The sequence below is a fragment of the Rhizobium sp. 01L410 genome (assembly GCF_056400165.1).
Genome location: NZ_JBFTST010000005.1, coordinates 351,509 through 367,974, shown reverse-complemented (window position 1 = coordinate 367,974; position 16,466 = coordinate 351,509). Strand labels below are relative to the sequence as shown.

Genomic DNA, 16,466 nt, shown 5'->3' with positions numbered 1-16,466 from the left:
GGTGAAAGGTCTGTCGTCGCTCGTGCGGAGGTAGCGGCTTGATATCGGTCTAGACCGCCTAATTACAGACGGGAAGTCTTTTCAAAATTCCTCGGCACAATGATCCCGAAGAGCTAGCTATCGTGGCGGACCTTAAAAAACTCGACGAGATGACCACCGAGGAACGCATCGAGTTTCTTGAGACCTTAGGTGAAAGCCTCTTGATGTCGGCATCGATCGCGAAACATGAAGACGATCCCATTTGGGAGGACATGTCCGAACTCGGTAATCGCCTTCAAATAAACGCCGAGACGATCGCCGGGGACGAAACGGAGAACGCAGAGCATCTAGTTCTGGAGGCAATCCATCTCCTAGCCAAGTTCGAGCATGGTAGCGGTGGCAGCCGCACCATCCACTGAATGGCCGGAACAAGCTGCGCAAAGCGCCGTGCCATCGAATGTGGGTAACCGAACACTTAAGCCTCTCATAAAGGGCGGCTTTTCTTATGGCATGACAAATAAGCATGGCATCGCATTGCAAGGGCAAGGGCAGGGAGCTTGGAAATGAGCGGCAACGGGAATAGCTTCGATCCGATGGCTTCTGGGCGCGAACTGTCGGACATGAAGAGCAAGGCAGGCGGGTCATAAAAAAGGGCTCGCCACCCAATACACAGGCGAGCCCTCAATGCGCCAAGAGGTCCGCCAAGGCGCATCATCGGGCGGGAATTAATCACAACTGATGATGTGAGTCACGTGACACGAACGTGACGACGAAAGAAAAAGCCCCAGCGTGCGGCCGGGGCGAGGTGGGGAAGTCAGAGTGCTAGCGAGGAACGTGCCAGCTTCCCATTAACGCGGCATGTGCCGGATCGGTTCCTTGTGCGGATGCTCCCAGCACCACCATCGCGTCTCGATCGATTGTGAGGACGAAAAGCCAAAGCCGCCCCACTGTTTGCAGTCCGGATGCGTACAGAGATGTTCGAACTGCTGGCTCGACGACTGCATTGGCCGGTCAAGATCGCTCATCGCGTCATCTCAGGATTGTTCGTAGCGGGAGCACCCTTATCGAGAGTCTGCAGTAGCTTTCTGACGCCGTCTTGATGACACGAGTAGTAGTGGTTCTGCGCTTCTCGCCGGAAATTTATGAAGCCGCGCATCCGGAGGAATGAAAGCTTCTTGGACGTGGTCGATTGGGGCAGTCTTCAAGACTCGGAAACGAGTCCGGGAGGCGAGCGCGTCAAGCAGCGTCACTTTTTCAGCAAGCGATGATTCTTCTAGCATGGCGGTCCCCGAAGTTCATTGCGTCTGCGCTGGAACTAAACATCTAGCCGTCCGTTTCAAGCGAGGCCTTCGGCATCTCCCTCAACAGACCCAGCCAGTCCAGGATGCTGAAGGCCCTCCGAATGAGATCCGCCCCGCCAGGGCGCCCCTTTAAGTTTGGCCCCGTTTTCCTCAACTGCATCTTAAGCATTTGCTGATGGACTGGCGGCATGACGACGCCGCCAAAATCAAAGCCCCTGCTGCAAACGGAAAAGCCTGTTCGATCCCGGCCGCGCAAGCGCGATCCTCAGCAGCCAAATCTCCCCCTCGACCTAATGCTGGCACGTATCGAGCCGTGCCTGGCACTTCTAAGGGTCAAGCCGCCCAAAGGCCATCAGCGGGCCTTTGAGGTAAAGTGGGAGGGCTACTGTCTTGCAGTCCATCTCGACCATGGCAAGGTCCGTATTCTCACCCGTGGAGGGCATGACGCAGCTTGTCGGTCACCATCGCGCGCGGGGCGACACCTTGGCACTTGAGAAGCTTGCGCATGGGACGCATGGCGGCTGCGCCCGCCGGAGCCGGCGGTGCAGTTCTACGTTTAGGCGAACGACGGCTTCCGCCACGCTGCGAGCGCCGCCTCGACGCCGAGCGCGAGCTGTAACAGCCGGTGATCCGCGCCTAGCGGCCCGGTCAGCTGCAGGCCGAGCGGCAAGTGGCCGTCCATGCCGGAGGGTACACTGAGCGACGGTTGGCCGGTCATGTTGGCGAAGCCGCTTGAGAGCATCTCGCCTTCCTCGCCATCCTCGGTGAATTCAGGGTCTTTGACGGGGGAAGGGAAGGGGACGCTTGGTCCGATCAGCACGTCCACGTCGCCGAAGGCGGCCTCGACCGCATTGCGCAACTCGACGCGAAACTTCTGCGCCTGGAGATAGTCGATGGCTTTGGCTTCAAAACCGGCTTCGACCTGCGCTTTCGTGCGCGGTGCGTAACCAGCCGGGTTCTCGGAATAGAGCGGCGAGTGGATGACGGAGGCTTCCGGCAGGATGATGCGGCGGAGCTCGGAATTGGCGCGGGACAGTTCAGGAATATCGATCGGCTTGACGATGGCGCCGGCCGCAGCAAGGCGCTCAAGCGCCCAGGCCAGATTTGCGGCGACTGCCGGGGTCAGCTCCGGGCTTGCGCAGTGGAAGCGGACGGCGCCGATCCTCACACCTGACAGTGATGGCGGCGTCAGCGGCATGGGTCTGCCGCTCAGCGTTTCGAGCAGCAGCGTGGTATCGGTAACGTCGCGGGCGAGCGGTCCGGCATGGTCGAGGGTCCCGGACAGCGGGAAGACGCCGTCGAGCGGCACCAGATCGAAGCTCGGCTTCAGCCCGGAAATGCCGCAGTAGGAGGCCGGGATGCGGATCGACCCGCCGGTATCGGTGCCGGTCGCCAGCGGTACGATGCCGGCTGCAACCAGCGCCGCCGATCCGCCGCTGGAGCCGCCAGAGGTGCGTCCGGTGTCGTGTGGATTGTTGGTCTGGCCAATCTCGGGATGGGCGATGCCATAGGCATATTCCAAGAGGTTGGCCTTGCAGAAGATGATCGCACCGGCCTCGCGCAGCCGCTTTACCAGAAGGGCGTCGGCGCTTGCCAGGGCCGGTAGCCGGACCTTGCTGCCGTAGCCGGTCAGCGCGCCATCGACCTCGATCAGATCCTTGATGGCGACGGGAATGCCGTGCAGCGGCCCGCGATCCTTGCCGGCGCGAAGCTCTGTCGCGGCTTTTTCGGCCTCGGCGATCGCCGATGCGTCCAGCCGTTGGGCAACGGCATTGAGGCTTGGCTCCAGCACGTCGAGCCGCTGAAGACTTGCGCTGACGACATCGACCGGCGACAGCGCTCCGGCGCGATACGCACGCCCAAGTTCGGTAACGCTCATGAAGGCGATTTCATCCGGGGCCATTGCCGTTCTCCTTCGGGGAAAATTCCGCCGCCCCAAGGCGGCGGAACAGTCGTCAGATCAAAGGCTCAGTTCTTGACCGTATCTTCCAGGAAGAAGCGGCCGAGCGGGTTCTGGTAGAAATTCTCGACATTCTTGCGCGCCACGTTGATGTAGGGGCTGTAGTAGAGGTCGATCCAGTTGACGTCGTCCTTCGCCGTCTTCTGCAGGTCGACATACATCTGCTCGCGCTTCTTCGGATCGAGCTCCAGGCGGGCCTTGGCAACCAGCTCCTTCACGGCCTCGTTCTTGTAGTTGGTCGAGTAGTTGTTGTTGGAGTCGTGGCCGAGCACGAAGGTGGTCTTCTGGTCCGGGTCAAGAATGTCGTTGGTCCAGTAGTTGACCGAAATGTCGTAGTCACCGGCGACCGTCATATCCCATTCCTGGCTCGGATCGACCTTTTGCAGATTGGCGGTGATACCGGCCCTGGCGAGCTGCTGCTGCACCAAAACCGCCGTCTGCTCATCCACTTCGTCGCCGGCGCGGATCAGGTAGTTCAGCGTCAGGTTGGAGACGCCGGCATCGGCCAGCATCTTCTTCGCCTTTTCAGGGTCGTACGGGCGCTGCAGGTTGTCGGCGTAGTAGTAGAGCGCGCCCTTCGGGATGTAGGAATTGGCGACAGTGCCCTGGCCGAAGGTGATGGCATCGACGATCGCCTTCTTGTCGATGGCGAGATCGAGCGCCTGGCGCACTTCCTTCTTGCCGAGATCGCCATGCGCATGGTTGATCAGCAGGTGATCTTCGCGGGTGGACGGATCGATCAGGACGTTGAGGTTGGCATCCTTTTTCATCTCCTCGACGCGCGAGAAGGGCACAAAGATCGCCGCATCGAGCTGACCGGCCTGGACGTTCAGCATGCGGGTGTTGTCGTCAGGCACCGAAATCCACTCGACGCCATCGAGCTTGACGCGGTCGGCCTGCCAGAAGTTCGGGTTCTTCTTCAGGATGATGCGGTCGCCGCGGCGCCATTCATCGACGGTGAAGGCACCTGAGGCGATCGGCTTTTCGGCATAGGCGTCAGGCCCCAGCGATTCCATGCCTGCCTTGGAGATCACTGAGGCGTTCGGCAGTGCCAGCGTCGACAGAAACGGCGCCGAGGGGTTCTTCAGCTTGATCGTCAGCGTGTGCGGATCGGTGGCGACTGCGGTATCGATCACCTTGTAGCTGTCGCTCCAAAGCGATGCCGGATCGTCGCGGATGCGCAGCAGGCTGAAGGCAGCGTCCTCGGCCGTCAGCGGTGAGCCGTCGGAGAACTTGGCGTCGCGGATCTTGAAGACATAGGTCAGGCCGTCTTCCGAGGCGGTCCAGCTTTCTGCAAGGCCGGGCTCCAGCTTGGTGCCGGTCTTGTCGACGCGGATCAGGACGTCATAGACGTTGGAGAACACCCAGTTGTCAATGTTCTGGGCCGTTTTGATCGGATCGAAGGTCGTCGAGTCTTCGCGGCGGCCGATGGTCAGAACGCCGGCTGCTTCGGCATAGCTTGCCGTCAGCGACAGGCCGGCGATGAATGCGGCAAGCCCGATTGATTTCCACCTGTTGATCATGTGCTTGTTCCCTTCTTTGTTATGGTATGCGTTTGGCAGGCTGAACCGGCATCGATGGCATGTCTTCCCCGGCGCTGGAGCCGCCAAGAAGCGGCCTGTCGGGATCGATGTCGGGAATGGCAGCAATGAGCGCCGCGGTATAGGGATGTTTCGGCCGGGCGAAGACCTCTTCAGAGAGGCCCTCCTCGACGATCTCGCCGTGATACATGACGACGACGCGTTCGCAGAGATTGCGGACGATCGCAAGATCGTGGGCAATGAACATCAGCGTCAGGTTCATCTTCGCCGTCAGTTCGCGAAACAGCGCGATGATCTGCGCCTGGATCGTCACGTCGAGTGCAGCAACGCATTCATCGGCGATGACGAGTTTCGGATCGACCGCCAGCGCCCGGGCGATACCGGCACGCTGGCACTGACCGCCGCTCATGCTGCGCGGCTTGCGGTTGGCGAATTCACGATCGAGCCCGACGAGATCGAGCAACTCGCCGATCCGTGCCGGGATGTTGGCCGCCGGCACCTTGCCCTGAACCTTCAGCACTTCGCCCAGCATCTGGCCGACGGTGAGACGCGGGTTCAGCGCGTTATAGGGGTCCTGGAAGACCATGGCCGCCTCGCGGCGCAGCTTGGCGAGACCGGCCGTGCGCTGCTGCGCCAGGTTGATGCCGTCGAAGGAAACATGGCCAGAAGAGATCGGGGTGAGACCAAGGACCGCGCGGGCCAGCGTGCTCTTGCCGCTGCCGGATTCCCCGACGATACCGATTGTTTCGCCGGGCATCACGCGAAGCGAGACGCCGGCTACGGCGCTGATTGTTTTGTTCCCTGCCTTGAACAGGCTGCCGCCGATCCTGAAGCGCACATGCAGATCATCGATTTCGAGCAGCGGCCGGACGGTTGCTTGCGCGGGCGCGGCTGCGGTTGCCGGCGAAGCCGCCTCGTCGGGCATCGAGGGATGACTGTTGATCAGGTTGATCGTGTAGGGATCCTGCGGCCGCGACAGGATCGTCCGCTTCGGGCCTTGTTCCAGAAGCTTGCCGTTGCGCATCACGGCAATGCGGTCGCAGGTCTGGGCGACGATGCCGAGGTCGTGGGTGATGAGGATGATCGACAGACCGCGCTTTTCGCGTATCTCTAGCAGCAGCTTCAGGATTTGTGCCTGTATCGTCACATCAAGGGCCGTCGTCGGCTCATCGGCGATCAGAATCTTCGGGTTGCAGGAGAGCGCCACGCCGATCATGGCGCGCTGGCGCATGCCGCCCGAAAATTCGTGCGGATAGCTGTCATATTGCCTTATCGGATCGGGAAAGCCGACCTGGGTCAGGATCTCGACGGCAGCGGCTCGCGCCTGCCTGGCGCCAAGCCGCTGGTGATAGCGGATGCCTTCGGCAATCTGGTCGCCGATGCGCATCACCGGGTCCAGGTGGCTCGTCGGGTTCTGGAAGATCATGCCGATCTCGCCGCCGCGTACCTGAAGCATTTCGGCATCGCTGACCGCCGTCAGATCGCGGCCCTCGAGAAGGACCGTACCCTGCTCGATCTTGATCAGCGACGACGGCATCAGCCGCACCATCGAGCGGCAAAGCAGGCTCTTGCCGGAGCCGCTTTCGCCGACGAGGCCGAGGATTTCACCCTTGGCAAGGTCGAGGGAGACACCGTCAATCAGGGTGCGCGTACCGCCGTCGAGATGGACCTTGACCGTCAGGTCGCGGACGGAAAGGACCGAGGCGCTCATTCGTGAACTCCAAGAAGTTCGCCGAGCGCATCACCCAGCATGCTGAAACCAAAGGCGAGGCACACGATCGAAAGTCCGGGGAAGAGCGTGATCCACCATGCCGTGGTGATGAAGCTCTGTCCCTCGGCGACCATGACGCCCCATTCCGCGAGGGGCGGCTGTACGCCGAGGCCGAGATAGCTGACCGCCGCACCGCTGAGCAGTACCAGCGTGGCATCCGACATCGAGAAAACGATCGAACCCGTAATGGCGTTCGGCAGCAGGTGACGGAACATGATCCTGAACCGGCTGAAGCCGAGGCTGACGGCGGCAACCGCATAGTCGGAGCTCTTCAGTACCAGCATCTGCGCCCGGATCAGGCGGGCATAGGAAACCCAGCCCACCAGCGCCATGGCGATATAGAAGCTGCTGAGCCCCGGCCCGAGGATGGCAATAATCGACAGCATCAGCACCAGGAACGGGAAGGCGAGGATGATATCGACGATGCGCATGAAGATGGCATCGACGATACCGCCGAAGAAGCCGGCGATGGTGCCGACCGTCGTGCCGATCAGGAACGGAAATAGCACGCCGATCACAGCGATCTGCAGGTCGATGCGGGTGCCCCAGATGACGCGCGAGAGGATGTCGCGGCCGAAATTGTCCGTGCCGAACAGATGCGCCAGTGACGGCGACTGCAGCCGCGCATCGGCATTCTGCAGGATCGGGTCATAGGGCGCGATGATGGGTGCACCGATTGCCAGCAGCAGAAAGAACAGCAGAACGCCGGCGCCGATCACAAGCGTCAGGCGGCGGCCGAAGAAGCGGCGCCAGGCGATCGGTTGTGGGGAAAGAGTGCCGATACTCATAGCTTTACCCGCGGATCGACGGCGACGGTGACGATGTCGGCCAGGAAATTGACGAGGACGGTGGCACAGGCAAAAGTCATGGCCACGCCCTGGACGACCATGTAGTCACGCGAGAAGATGGCGCGGACCAGGAGCTGGCCCATACCGGGCAGCGCAAAGACGCTCTCGACCACCACGGTGCCGCCGATCAGCCAGCCGATGTTGACGGCGAGAAGATTGATGGTCGGCACCAGAGAATTGGGCAGCACATGGCGCCAGAAGACGATGCTTTCAGGCATGCCGCGGGCACGCGCCGCGGTCGCGACGTCGGACTTCAGGGATTCGATCATCGCCGAGCGCAGGCTGCGGGTCAGCACCGTCGACAGCGACAAGGCCACAGTTAATGCCGGTAGAATCAGATGCGAAAGCTTGTCGCCGAGCGTGGCTCCGTAGCCCGAAACCGGCAGGACGCCGAGTTCGACGCTGAAGAGAATGATCAGCATCAGGCCGAGCCAGAAGGGCGGAAAGCCGATCCCGAAGGTGGAGATGACGCGCACCGCATGATCGGGCGCACCGCCGGCATTGCGGGCGGCGATCGCGGACATCGGCACAGCGATCAGGATCGACAAGATGACGCTGGTCAGCACCAGCGCTATCGTCGGCTCGATGCGGGTGGCGATCAGCGGCAGGACGTCGATCTTGTAGAGGATAGACCTGCCCATCTCGCCATTGGCGAGGTTCTTCAGGAAGTAGAAATATTGCAGCCACATCGGCTGATCGAGGCCGTATTGGGCGCGGATATTGGCAAGGGCGGTCGGTGTGGCGCGGGTGCCGAGAATATTGCGGGCCGGGTCTCCGGGGATCAGGCGCACGAGAATGAAAGTGATAACGCTAATGCCGAAAATAACAGGCAGAAACTGAAATGGACGGGTCAATATGAATTTATAACGATGCATGGCGGCGCTGGCCCCCCTGTCTTGGCCGGGCTTCGATCTCCCTACACTGCATCAGCTTGCCCCATGCCGCGACAGGAAATCGGTGAGCGCCGGATAATAATCCTGCGGGTTCTCGTAAAAGGGCATGTGGCTGGCATTGGCGAAGACCTTGAGTTCGGCATTCGGCAGCGCGAGCTTCATCCGCAGCGCGCAGGCCGGCGTCAGTTCGTCATGCTCGCCGGTGGTGATCAGAACGGGCACGGTCACCCGCGACAGATCGGGAATGCGGTTCCAGTCCTTCAGGTTGCCGATATAGAGAAACTCGTTCGGGCCCTGCATCGTCTCGTAGGGACCCATGTTCCAGTCGTCGAGCGAGCGGCGGACCGGCGCGGGCCATTCCGGAAGACGGCAGACGTGGCGATAGTTGAGGATCGTGATGGCAGCCAGATATTCGGGGTGATTGTAGGTACCTTGCGCCTCGTGCTTCTGCATCATCGACACCGTTTCCGGGCCGAGCGCGGCGCGCAGCCGCTCCAGCTCCAGGATCAGATGCGGCATGTCGGCGACAGTATCTTCGAGGATCAGCGTCTGGAGATTTTCGGGATAAGTCAGCGCATAGTCGATTGCCAGCCAGCCGCCCCAGGAGTGGCCGAGCATGTGAACCTTGCCGAGGCCGAGCGCCTTGCGGACGGTTTCGGTCTCCTCGACATAGCGGCCGATCGTCCAGAGTGACGGATCTGCTGGGCGATCGGACGAGCCGGTGCCCAGCTGGTCGAAGGCGACGACGCGATAGCCCTTGTCGATGAGGCAGGAATGGGCTTCGCGGAGATAATCGCAGGGCAGGCCGGGGCCGCCATTCAGGCAGAAAACCGTTTCGCTTCCGCTGCCGAAGCTGTAGGCGACGACCTTATGGCCGTCGACCTCAATTTCATGTCGCGCCTCAGGCTCGATTTCACGCCACATTGACCGCTCCGGCAGAAGATTTCGCTTGCTCAATAATTGGGCATGGCTAAATTTTTATCTTAAACCGCATTCTTTGCCAGCTATAAGAAGTGATAGGTGTGAGCCACCGATGGAGCCTGCCATGCTTGACGAGATCGGCACGATCAGACGGCAATTCTCAGCCCACCAAACCCTGGAGGGGCGGATCGACCAGGTTTTCGAGGCCATGAAGCAGCTCGGCTTCGAGGCGCTGATCTACGATTACACGCCGGTTCCCTATGATCTTGACGGCGCGGTGATGATCCCCTCGTTGCTGAAGCTGCGCAACATTTCCGAGGATATGCGGGAATACTGGTTCGACCGCGGCTATTTCCGCATCGATCCGGTACAGCAGGTGGCGTTGCGCACCTCCGCCCCATTCTATTGGAACTATAACGCGGACGCCGACACGCCGATCAGCCGCTTTATGAGCGACGACACAGCGCCTGTGACGCGCTATCTGAGCGAACGGGACATGTCGACGGGCGTCACTGTACCCGTCCACATGCCGGGCGGAGATTATGCGACGGTGACCGGGATCCGCTACGGCGCCAACGGCGATTTCGAGCGGCATGCCCTGCGATATATCGCCGATTTCAACCTGCTGGCCCATGTCTTCCACGAGGCGGCCTTCTCGCTGTTCGATGCCGAGGCGCGCAGCGTCGGCAAGGTCCGGCTGACGGAGCGCGAGCGGGAATGTTTGCGCTATTCGGCGAAGGGACTATCGGCCAAGGAGATCTCACGGATCATCGACCGCTCTGTGCCGACGGTGGTCATGCATCTGAACGCCGCGGCCAAGAAACTCGGCGCCCGCAACCGTACACAGGCGGTCGTGCGCGCCACGCATTATCGGCTTCTCGACGAGCGTCCATCCTATAACTTCTGATAGCTGCCTTCGGCTTTGCGGCGACGCTATGCTTTTTCCATCATTGCCCCCAGATGGAGACGCCAGTGGCCGCCGTTCAGACGACAGAAGCCTATCTGCCCTTCCGCGAATACCGCACCTGGTACCGCATCACCGGTTCGCTCGAGAGCGGAAAGCTGCCGCTCGTCGTTGCCCACGGTGGCCCGGGCTGCACACACGACTATGTCGATTCCTTCAAGGGCATCGCCGCCCTCGATGGCCGCGCGGTGATCCATTACGATCAGCTCGGCAACGGCCATTCGACGCGCCTGCCGGACAAGGGGCCGGATTTCTGGACGCCGGCGCTGTTCCTCGAAGAACTCGATGCGCTCTTGAAACATCTCGGCATCCAGGACCGCTACGCCTTCCTTGGCCAGTCCTGGGGTGGCATGCTCGGCGCGGAACATGCGGTTCGTCAGCCGAAAGGCCTGAAGGCGCTGGTCGTCGCCAATTCGCCGGCCAACATGCATACCTGGGTCGCCGAGGCCAACCGGTTGCGCGAAGAGCTGCCGCAGGATGTGCAGGATACGCTGCTGAAGCACGAAGAAGCAGGAACGATCACTGACCCCGAATATATTGCCGCCTCGCGTGTCTTCTACGACCGGCATGTCTGCCGCGTCACGCCCTGGCCAGATGATGTGGCCCGCACCTTCGCGGCCATGGACGAGGACAATACCGTTTATCGCAACATGAACGGCCCGACCGAATTCCACGTCATCGGCACGATGAAGGACTGGACGATCGAGGATCGCTTGCCGCTGATCGAGGCGCCGACACTGTTGATATCAGGCAAATACGACGAGGCGACGCCGCTGGTCGTCAAGCCCTATGTCGACCGCGTCAAGGGATGCGAATGGATGCTCTTCGAGCATTCCAGCCATATGCCGCATGTCGAGGAAAAGGAGCTCTGCCTCGCCACCGTCTCCGGCTTCCTGTCGAAATACGACTGACCGTCAGGCTGTGAGATCGTCGACCTTGCGGGCGAGGTCGGCGACATAGGCCCTGGTCGAGAGGTCCGATCCCGTGGCATCCCTCAGCAGCTGGCTGGCGCTCTTCGAGCGGCCGAACTGATGGATATTGTCGTTTAGCCAGGTCTTCAGAGGCAGGTAATCGCCAGTCTCCAGCCCATCGGCAATCGCCTTCTCCTTGCTCGCGGCGGCGAAGAACTGCGACGACATGATGTTGCCGATCGTATAGGTCGGGAAGGAGCCGACCATGCCTGAGGACCAGTGGACGTCCTGCAGGACGCCGAGCGTATCGGAGGGCACCTCAAGGCCGAGATAGGACTTGATCTTCTCCCGCCAGATCGCGGGAAGATCGCCGACACGGATTTCGCCAGCCATCAGTCCGGCCTCGATCTCTGAGCGCAGCATGATGTGCATGTCATAGGTCAGCTCATCAGCCTCGACGCGGATGAAGCCGGGGCGGGCAGCGTTGACGGCCCGCCAGAAGTCCTCCGCAATCACGTCGGCGAGTTGATCGGGGAAGGTTTTCTGCAGATCGGCGAAGTTCAGTTCCCAGAAGCGGCGCGAGCGGCCGACGCGGTTTTCCCAGAGGCGCGACTGCGATTCATGCGTGCCGAAGCTGGTGCCGCCGACGGCGTAGAGATTGACGAAATCGGTCGTGAAGACGGAGCGGCTGAACTCTTCGGAGATGCCCTGCTCATACATGCCGTGCCCGGCCTCGTGCCAGACGGCGAAGAGGCCGCCGGGCAGCCAGGTCTCGCGGAAGCGACCGGTGATGCGCACGTCCGAGCGGGTGAAGGAAATCTCGAAGGGGTGGACCGTGTCGTCGAGGCGGCCGCGGTTGAAGTCATAGCCGAAGCGGCTGGAGATCAGGCTGGAGAAGGCGCGCTGCTTGTCCACGGGGTAGGAACGCTCGAGAATTTCGGAGCGGACCTTGGCTTCCCTGGCGCGTTCGAGCAGCGACCGCAGGCCATCACCCAGTTCGCCATAGAGTGTGCGCAGTCGCGACCAGGTCATGCCGGGCTCATAGGTGCCGACAAGCGCATCATAGGGATGCTCGGCATAGCCAATGGACGCAGCGATCTCGCGCTGCATCTCCATGGTCCGTTCCAGCATTGGCGCGAAGGCCGCGAAGTCATTGGCGGCGCGGGCCCTGCTCCAGGCAGCCTGGGCAACGGTCTTCAGCTCGGCCGCGTCGCTGACCAGTTTTGCCGGGATGCGCGCGAGAGTGCCGATCGCCTCGGCCGCCTGCTCGACCGCCAGCTTGCGGTGATCGCCGTATGCTGCCCCCTTGAGCTCTGAGCGGGCATCCTCGATGGCGCGCTGGAGCTGGTCGCCGGTCGCGAGATCGCGGGCGAGCCCGACCAGCGTGGCGATCTGCTTGCCGCGGGCATCGACGCCGCCCGGCGGCATTATGGTGCGGGCATCCCAGGTCAAGAGGTTCACGGCGCAGAGCACGTCGTTGATCCTGGCGATTTCGCTTTCGAAGCTGGCATAGGTCATCGTCTCAAATCCTTATTGCGCCGGAGCTGCGCCGAAATCCTCGAGGTGGCAGGCGGCCAGCTGGCCAAGCCCGCGTGGTGTCAAAAGCGGGCGCTCGACCCGGCAGCGGTCGAAGGCGTGCGGACAGCGGCTGGCGAAGGCGCAGCCGGGCGGCACGTCGAGCGGGCTCGGCAGTTCGCCGCGCGCGGCAACCGTGCGAGTGCGGCGCGATGGATCGAGCTCGGGTGCGGCATCGAGAAGCGCCTTGGAATAGGGATGACGCGGGGCGGTGAAGAGAGCTTCCGAAGTGCTGACCTCAACGACCTGTCCGAGATACATCACCGCGACACGATGCGAGATATGGCGCACCAGTCTCAGATCATGGGCGACGAAGACGACGGTCAAGTGCAGCTGTTCCTGCAATTGCAGCAGCAGATTGACGACCTGCGCCTGCACCGAGACATCGAGTGCCGAGACCAGCTCGTCCGCCACGATTACCTCAGGCTCGACAGCAAGAGCCCGGGCGATGCCGATGCGTTGGCGCTGGCCACCGGAGAATTCGTGCGGGTAGCGGGCGGCCGCATCCTGCGGCAGCCGGACCAGTTCCAGCAGTTCGGCGATTCGGTGTGGGATTTCCGCCTTCGGACGCATCTTATGGACCGAAAGCGCTTCACCCAAAATCTGCGATACGGTCATGCGTGGGTTGAGCGAGCCGTAGGGATCCTGAAAGATCATCTGCACACGGCGGTTGAAGGCGCGCCGGTCACCGCCGCGCAGGCGGGCGATATCCTCCCCCTCGAAGCGGATTGCGCCGCCATCCGGCTCGTGCAGCCGCACGAGGCAGCGGGCGAGGGTGGATTTGCCGCAGCCGGACTCACCTACGATGCCGAGCGTCTCGCCGCGATGGATTTCGAGCGTCACGTCGCGCAGTGCCTGGACAGCAAGCGGCGGCTTGCCCTGTAGGCGCCGCGTTAGCGAGTAGGGACCGGCAAAGCGCTTGGAAATGCCGTCGATTGACAGGATAGGGAGGGTCGCGTTCACAGGATGGCCTCCGCTGCCGCCACCTGGCTGTGATGAAAGCAGGCGACGGCGCGCCCGGGCGCGCCAACCGTTTCCAGCGGTGGCCGTTCCTTCCGACAGAGGTCGGTCGCGAAGGTGCAGCGCGGATGGAAGGCGCATCCATCGGGCAGGTTGGTGAGGCTCGGCGGCGTGCCCTCGATCGATTGCAGCACGGTGCGCGATGCACCGGAGCGCGGCACGGAACCCAGAAGTCCGCGCGTATAGGGATGGTGCGGCTTGCTGAAGACATCGGTCACCGTACCGGTCTCGACGATCCGCCCGGCATACATCACCGCCATCCGGTCGCAGGTGGCGGCGACGACGCCGAGATCGTGGGTGACGAGCACGACGCTCATCGACAGACGGTCGCGCAGATCAAGCAGCAGTTTAAGGATCTGGTCCTGGATGGTGACGTCGAGCGCCGTCGTTGGCTCGTCGGCGAGCAGCAGCTTGGGGGAGCAGGCAAGCGCGATGGCGATCATGGCGCGCTGGCGCATGCCGCCGGAGAACTGATGCGGATATTCCTGCAGGCGCCGCTCGGCGGCGGGGATGCCGACAATGTTCATCAGTTCGAGGGCGCGCGCCTTGCGATCGCGGGCATTCAGCGTCGTATGGGCGACGAGGTTCTCCTCGATCTGCACGCCAACAGGCAATACGGGGTTGAGCGCTGTCATCGGTTCCTGAAAGATCATGGCGATCTCGCCGCCACGCACCTTGCGCAGTTCCTCGGCCGGCATCGCGACGAGATCGCGCCCGTCCCACTCGACACGGCCGCTGACATGGCCGGGCTCACGGATCAGTCGCATGATCGAGCGCAGCGTGACACTCTTGCCGGAGCCGGATTCGCCGACGAGGCCGACGACTTCGCCGGGCGCCACGTCGAAATCGACATCGGCGGCAGCAATCGCCTGGCCGAGCGGGGTATCGAAGGTGGTCGTCAGGCCGCGGACGATCAGCCCGCTGTTTTCGCTGGCTGCGCCCATCATCGTCTGACCCTCAACAGTTCGGCAACACCGTCCCCGGCCAGACTGAAACCGAGGCCGGTGAGTACGATCGCGACGCCGGGGAAGACCGAAATCCACCAGGCGGTGTTCATGAAGTTCTTGCCGTCGGCGATCTGCACGCCCCATTCGGCCGCCGGCGGCTGGGCGCCGAGGCCTAGGTACCCAAGGCTGGAACCGAGCAGGATGGCGAGCGCCATGTCGGTCATCCAGTAGACGATTGCCGGGGTGATGGCGTTCGGCAGCAGATGACGGAAGACGATGCGCAGCGGCGCGTAGCCCATGACCCTGCCGGCGTCGGCGTAATCGAGCCGCTTCTGCACCTTGATTTCGGAGGCGACGAGACGCGCATAGAAGACCCAGCCGACGACGCCGACGGCGACATACATGTTGCCGAGACCGGGGCCGAGCACCGAAACTATGGCGATGACAAGGACGAGGAACGGGAAGGTGATCGTCGCATCGACGATCCGGCCGAAGATCGCCTCCCAGATGCCGCCAACATAGCCGATGAAGGCGCCGATGATGGTGCCGAAGATGAACGGCCCGATGGTGGCGAAGACGGCAATCTGCATATCGAGCGTATAGGCGTGGATGACGCGCGACAGCACATCCCGGCCAAAGCTGTCAGTGCCGAAGGGATGCGCCCAGCTCGGCGGCTTTAGCAGCGCGTTGTAGTCGAATGCGACGGGATCGTAGGGGGCGAAGAGCGACGGCCAGATCGCCACGATCAGGCTGAGACCGAGCATGATGCCGCCGGAGATCAACGAGCGGGGAAGTTTGCGCCAGCGGAGCGCGGGGCGTGCGGCTTTGGCCGCTTCGGCGCTCATCTGGCGATCCTCGGATCGAGCCAGGCCTGGACGATGTCGGTGACCAGGAAGGTTAGCGACACCAGGATGGCAAGCGCGATCGTCAGGCCCTGCAGCACCGGATAGTCGCGGCCGTAGATACTGTCGATCAAGAGGCGGCCGGCACCGGGGACGGCAAAGACGGTCTCGGTTATGACGGCGCCGCCGAACAGCGAGCCGATCTGCAGGCCGAACAGCGTCACCGTGGAGATCAGCGCATTGCGCAGGATATGGCGTGTGAGGATCACGCGCGAGCGCAGGCCCTTGGCGGTGGCGAAGTCGACATATTCGGCATTCATGACGCCGATGATCGAGGCGCGCAGATTGCGCATAAGCACGGCGGCAAAACTCAGTGCCAGCGTCAGCGCCGGCAGGAAGAGATGATAGAGGCGGTCGCCGATGGTCTGGCCATAGCCGCCGACCGGAAAGATCTTCAGCTGGGCGGCAAATACGGTCAGCAATATGATGCCGACATAGAAGACCGGCATCGACAGGCCGACCTGGAAAGTGCCGCGGATGATGCTGTCGGGAAGCTGCTCGCGCTTCAGCGCCGCGACGAAGGCAAGCGGCACAGCAAGAACGAGGGCGATCACTGCCGACATCAGGGTGAGCATCAGGGTGACTGGCAGGCGCTGCAGGATCAGCGACATGACGGAGACCTTGAGGCCGATCGAGTTGCCGAGATCACCGGTGAAAATGCGCCCGACGTAATATAGAAACTGGATCGGCAGCGGCTGGTCGAGGCCGAGTTGCCGGTTGATGCGCTCGACATCGGCATCGAGGGCGCGGTCGCCGATCATGGCGCTGGCCGGATCGCCGGGCAGCAGGCGCACAAGAACGAAGGTGACGATGAGGATGAAGATCACCGTCGGGATCATCTGCAATATGCGGCGGACAATAAAACTGAAAAGGGGCAATAGCCGCTCCTGGTCTTCCTCTAGTCGAAAAAGGCCGCGGGCCTCGCACTGAGGC

The 16,466-nt window shown here is 62.2% G+C and carries 15 protein-coding genes and 2 pseudogenes; 4 read left to right on the top strand and 13 right to left on the bottom strand.

All coding sequences use genetic code 11. The features are described 5' to 3' along the window. Window positions 1-122 precede the first annotated feature (122 nt). Window positions 123-398 carry a hypothetical protein gene (locus AC1DV9_RS13970; protein WP_112389510.1) on the top strand — a complete coding sequence of 92 codons (276 nt, stop codon included), beginning with the start codon at window positions 123-125 and terminating at the stop codon, window positions 396-398. A 429-nt stretch (window positions 399-827) separates the two neighbouring features. On the opposite strand, the gene AC1DV9_RS13965 is transcribed toward AC1DV9_RS13970, so the two are convergent. Then, complete coding sequence (locus tag AC1DV9_RS13965; RefSeq protein ID WP_477948500.1) at window positions 828-1,004, bottom strand: hypothetical protein; 177 nt, start codon at window positions 1,002-1,004, stop codon at window positions 828-830. 464 nt (window positions 1,005-1,468) lie between these two features. Between AC1DV9_RS13965 and AC1DV9_RS13960 the strand changes: the two are divergent. Then, window positions 1,469-1,747: pseudogene (locus AC1DV9_RS13960) on the top strand (non-homologous end-joining DNA ligase); the annotation flags it as partial. Here AC1DV9_RS13960 and AC1DV9_RS13955 read toward each other — a convergent pair. The 7 genes and pseudogenes from AC1DV9_RS13955 to AC1DV9_RS13925 form a co-directional block, all read right to left on the bottom strand. Then, window positions 1,725-1,802: pseudogene (locus AC1DV9_RS13955) on the bottom strand (IS6 family transposase); the annotation flags it as partial. The pseudogenes AC1DV9_RS13960 and AC1DV9_RS13955 overlap by 23 nt on opposite strands. 34 nt (window positions 1,803-1,836) lie before the next feature. After that, the gene (locus tag AC1DV9_RS13950; protein ID WP_477948498.1) at window positions 1,837-3,183 is read right to left on the bottom strand and encodes an amidase; all 1,347 of its coding nucleotides are present in this window, start codon (window positions 3,181-3,183) and stop codon (window positions 1,837-1,839) included. A gap of 65 nt (window positions 3,184-3,248) precedes the next feature. Beyond that, window positions 3,249-4,763 carry an ABC transporter substrate-binding protein gene (locus AC1DV9_RS13945; RefSeq protein WP_477948496.1) on the bottom strand — a complete coding sequence of 505 codons (1,515 nt, stop codon included), beginning with the start codon at window positions 4,761-4,763 and terminating at the stop codon, window positions 3,249-3,251. Window positions 4,764-4,782: 19 nt separating this feature from the next. Then, entirely contained in the window at window positions 4,783-6,492 is a 1,710-nt protein-coding gene (locus AC1DV9_RS13940) for a dipeptide ABC transporter ATP-binding protein (RefSeq protein ID WP_477948494.1), read from the bottom strand. Further along, a complete protein-coding gene (locus tag AC1DV9_RS13935; RefSeq protein WP_112389505.1) occupies window positions 6,489-7,340 on the bottom strand; it encodes an ABC transporter permease in 852 nt (283 codons plus the stop codon). The genes AC1DV9_RS13940 and AC1DV9_RS13935 overlap by 4 nt, the downstream gene beginning before the upstream one ends. Further along, window positions 7,337-8,275: an ABC transporter permease gene (locus AC1DV9_RS13930; RefSeq protein ID WP_477948493.1), complete on the bottom strand. Its 939-nt coding sequence runs from the start codon at window positions 8,273-8,275 to the stop codon at window positions 7,337-7,339. The genes AC1DV9_RS13935 and AC1DV9_RS13930 overlap by 4 nt, the downstream gene beginning before the upstream one ends. 51 nt (window positions 8,276-8,326) lie before the next feature. Beyond that, a complete protein-coding gene (locus AC1DV9_RS13925; protein ID WP_477948491.1) occupies window positions 8,327-9,217 on the bottom strand; it encodes a proline iminopeptidase-family hydrolase in 891 nt (296 codons plus the stop codon). A 121-nt stretch (window positions 9,218-9,338) separates the two neighbouring features. On the opposite strand from AC1DV9_RS13925, the gene AC1DV9_RS13920 reads away from it, so the two are divergent. Then, complete coding sequence (locus tag AC1DV9_RS13920) at window positions 9,339-10,121, top strand: LuxR family transcriptional regulator (RefSeq protein ID WP_477948489.1); 783 nt, start codon at window positions 9,339-9,341, stop codon at window positions 10,119-10,121. 53 nt (window positions 10,122-10,174) lie between these two features. Continuing rightward, window positions 10,175-11,089 (top strand): proline iminopeptidase-family hydrolase, encoded by a 915-nt coding sequence (locus AC1DV9_RS13915; protein ID WP_477948487.1) that lies wholly within the window; start codon window positions 10,175-10,177, stop codon window positions 11,087-11,089. Window positions 11,090-11,092: 3 nt separating this feature from the next. Here the strand turns inward: AC1DV9_RS13915 and AC1DV9_RS13910 are convergent, their stop codons facing one another. From AC1DV9_RS13910 to AC1DV9_RS13890, 5 genes are read right to left on the bottom strand one after another with little or no spacing between them, the layout of a single operon-like run. Beyond that, window positions 11,093-12,607, bottom strand: a complete 1,515-nt coding sequence (locus tag AC1DV9_RS13910; RefSeq protein WP_477948485.1) for a carboxypeptidase M32 — start codon at window positions 12,605-12,607, stop codon at window positions 11,093-11,095. 12 nt (window positions 12,608-12,619) lie between these two features. After that, complete coding sequence (locus tag AC1DV9_RS13905) at window positions 12,620-13,627, bottom strand: oligopeptide/dipeptide ABC transporter ATP-binding protein (protein ID WP_112389500.1); 1,008 nt, start codon at window positions 13,625-13,627, stop codon at window positions 12,620-12,622. Beyond that, window positions 13,624-14,631 (bottom strand): ABC transporter ATP-binding protein, encoded by a 1,008-nt coding sequence (locus AC1DV9_RS13900; RefSeq protein WP_477948483.1) that lies wholly within the window; start codon window positions 14,629-14,631, stop codon window positions 13,624-13,626. Before AC1DV9_RS13900 ends, AC1DV9_RS13905 begins: the two co-directional genes overlap by 4 nt. Beyond that, window positions 14,628-15,476 carry an ABC transporter permease gene (locus AC1DV9_RS13895; RefSeq protein WP_477948481.1) on the bottom strand — a complete coding sequence of 283 codons (849 nt, stop codon included), beginning with the start codon at window positions 15,474-15,476 and terminating at the stop codon, window positions 14,628-14,630. Before AC1DV9_RS13895 ends, AC1DV9_RS13900 begins: the two co-directional genes overlap by 4 nt. After that, complete coding sequence (locus AC1DV9_RS13890; protein WP_477948479.1) at window positions 15,473-16,411, bottom strand: ABC transporter permease; 939 nt, start codon at window positions 16,409-16,411, stop codon at window positions 15,473-15,475. The genes AC1DV9_RS13895 and AC1DV9_RS13890 overlap by 4 nt, the downstream gene beginning before the upstream one ends. Window positions 16,412-16,466: the final 55 nt, after the last annotated feature.

Excerpts from the sequence above, each read along its gene's own strand:
- AC1DV9_RS13965 (WP_477948500.1), bottom strand. The coding sequence starts at position 1,004 with ATGAGCGATCTTGACCGGCCAATGCAGTCGTCGAGCCAGCAGTTCGAA.
- AC1DV9_RS13895 (WP_477948481.1), bottom strand. The coding sequence starts at position 15,476 with ATGAGCGCCGAAGCGGCCAAAGCCGCACGCCCCGCGCTCCGCTGGCGC.
- AC1DV9_RS13900 (WP_477948483.1), bottom strand. The coding sequence starts at position 14,631 with ATGATGGGCGCAGCCAGCGAAAACAGCGGGCTGATCGTCCGCGGCCTG.
- AC1DV9_RS13930 (WP_477948493.1), bottom strand. The coding sequence starts at position 8,275 with ATGCATCGTTATAAATTCATATTGACCCGTCCATTTCAGTTTCTGCCT.
- AC1DV9_RS13940 (WP_477948494.1), bottom strand. The coding sequence starts at position 6,492 with ATGAGCGCCTCGGTCCTTTCCGTCCGCGACCTGACGGTCAAGGTCCAT.
- AC1DV9_RS13950 (WP_477948498.1), bottom strand. The coding sequence starts at position 3,183 with ATGGCCCCGGATGAAATCGCCTTCATGAGCGTTACCGAACTTGGGCGT.
- AC1DV9_RS13935 (WP_112389505.1), bottom strand. The coding sequence starts at position 7,340 with ATGAGTATCGGCACTCTTTCCCCACAACCGATCGCCTGGCGCCGCTTC.
- AC1DV9_RS13920 (WP_477948489.1), top strand. The coding sequence starts at position 9,339 with ATGCTTGACGAGATCGGCACGATCAGACGGCAATTCTCAGCCCACCAA.
- AC1DV9_RS13925 (WP_477948491.1), bottom strand. The coding sequence starts at position 9,217 with ATGTGGCGTGAAATCGAGCCTGAGGCGCGACATGAAATTGAGGTCGAC.
- AC1DV9_RS13945 (WP_477948496.1), bottom strand. The coding sequence starts at position 4,763 with ATGATCAACAGGTGGAAATCAATCGGGCTTGCCGCATTCATCGCCGGC.
- AC1DV9_RS13910 (WP_477948485.1), bottom strand. The coding sequence starts at position 12,607 with ATGACCTATGCCAGCTTCGAAAGCGAAATCGCCAGGATCAACGACGTG.
- AC1DV9_RS13915 (WP_477948487.1), top strand. The coding sequence starts at position 10,175 with ATGGAGACGCCAGTGGCCGCCGTTCAGACGACAGAAGCCTATCTGCCC.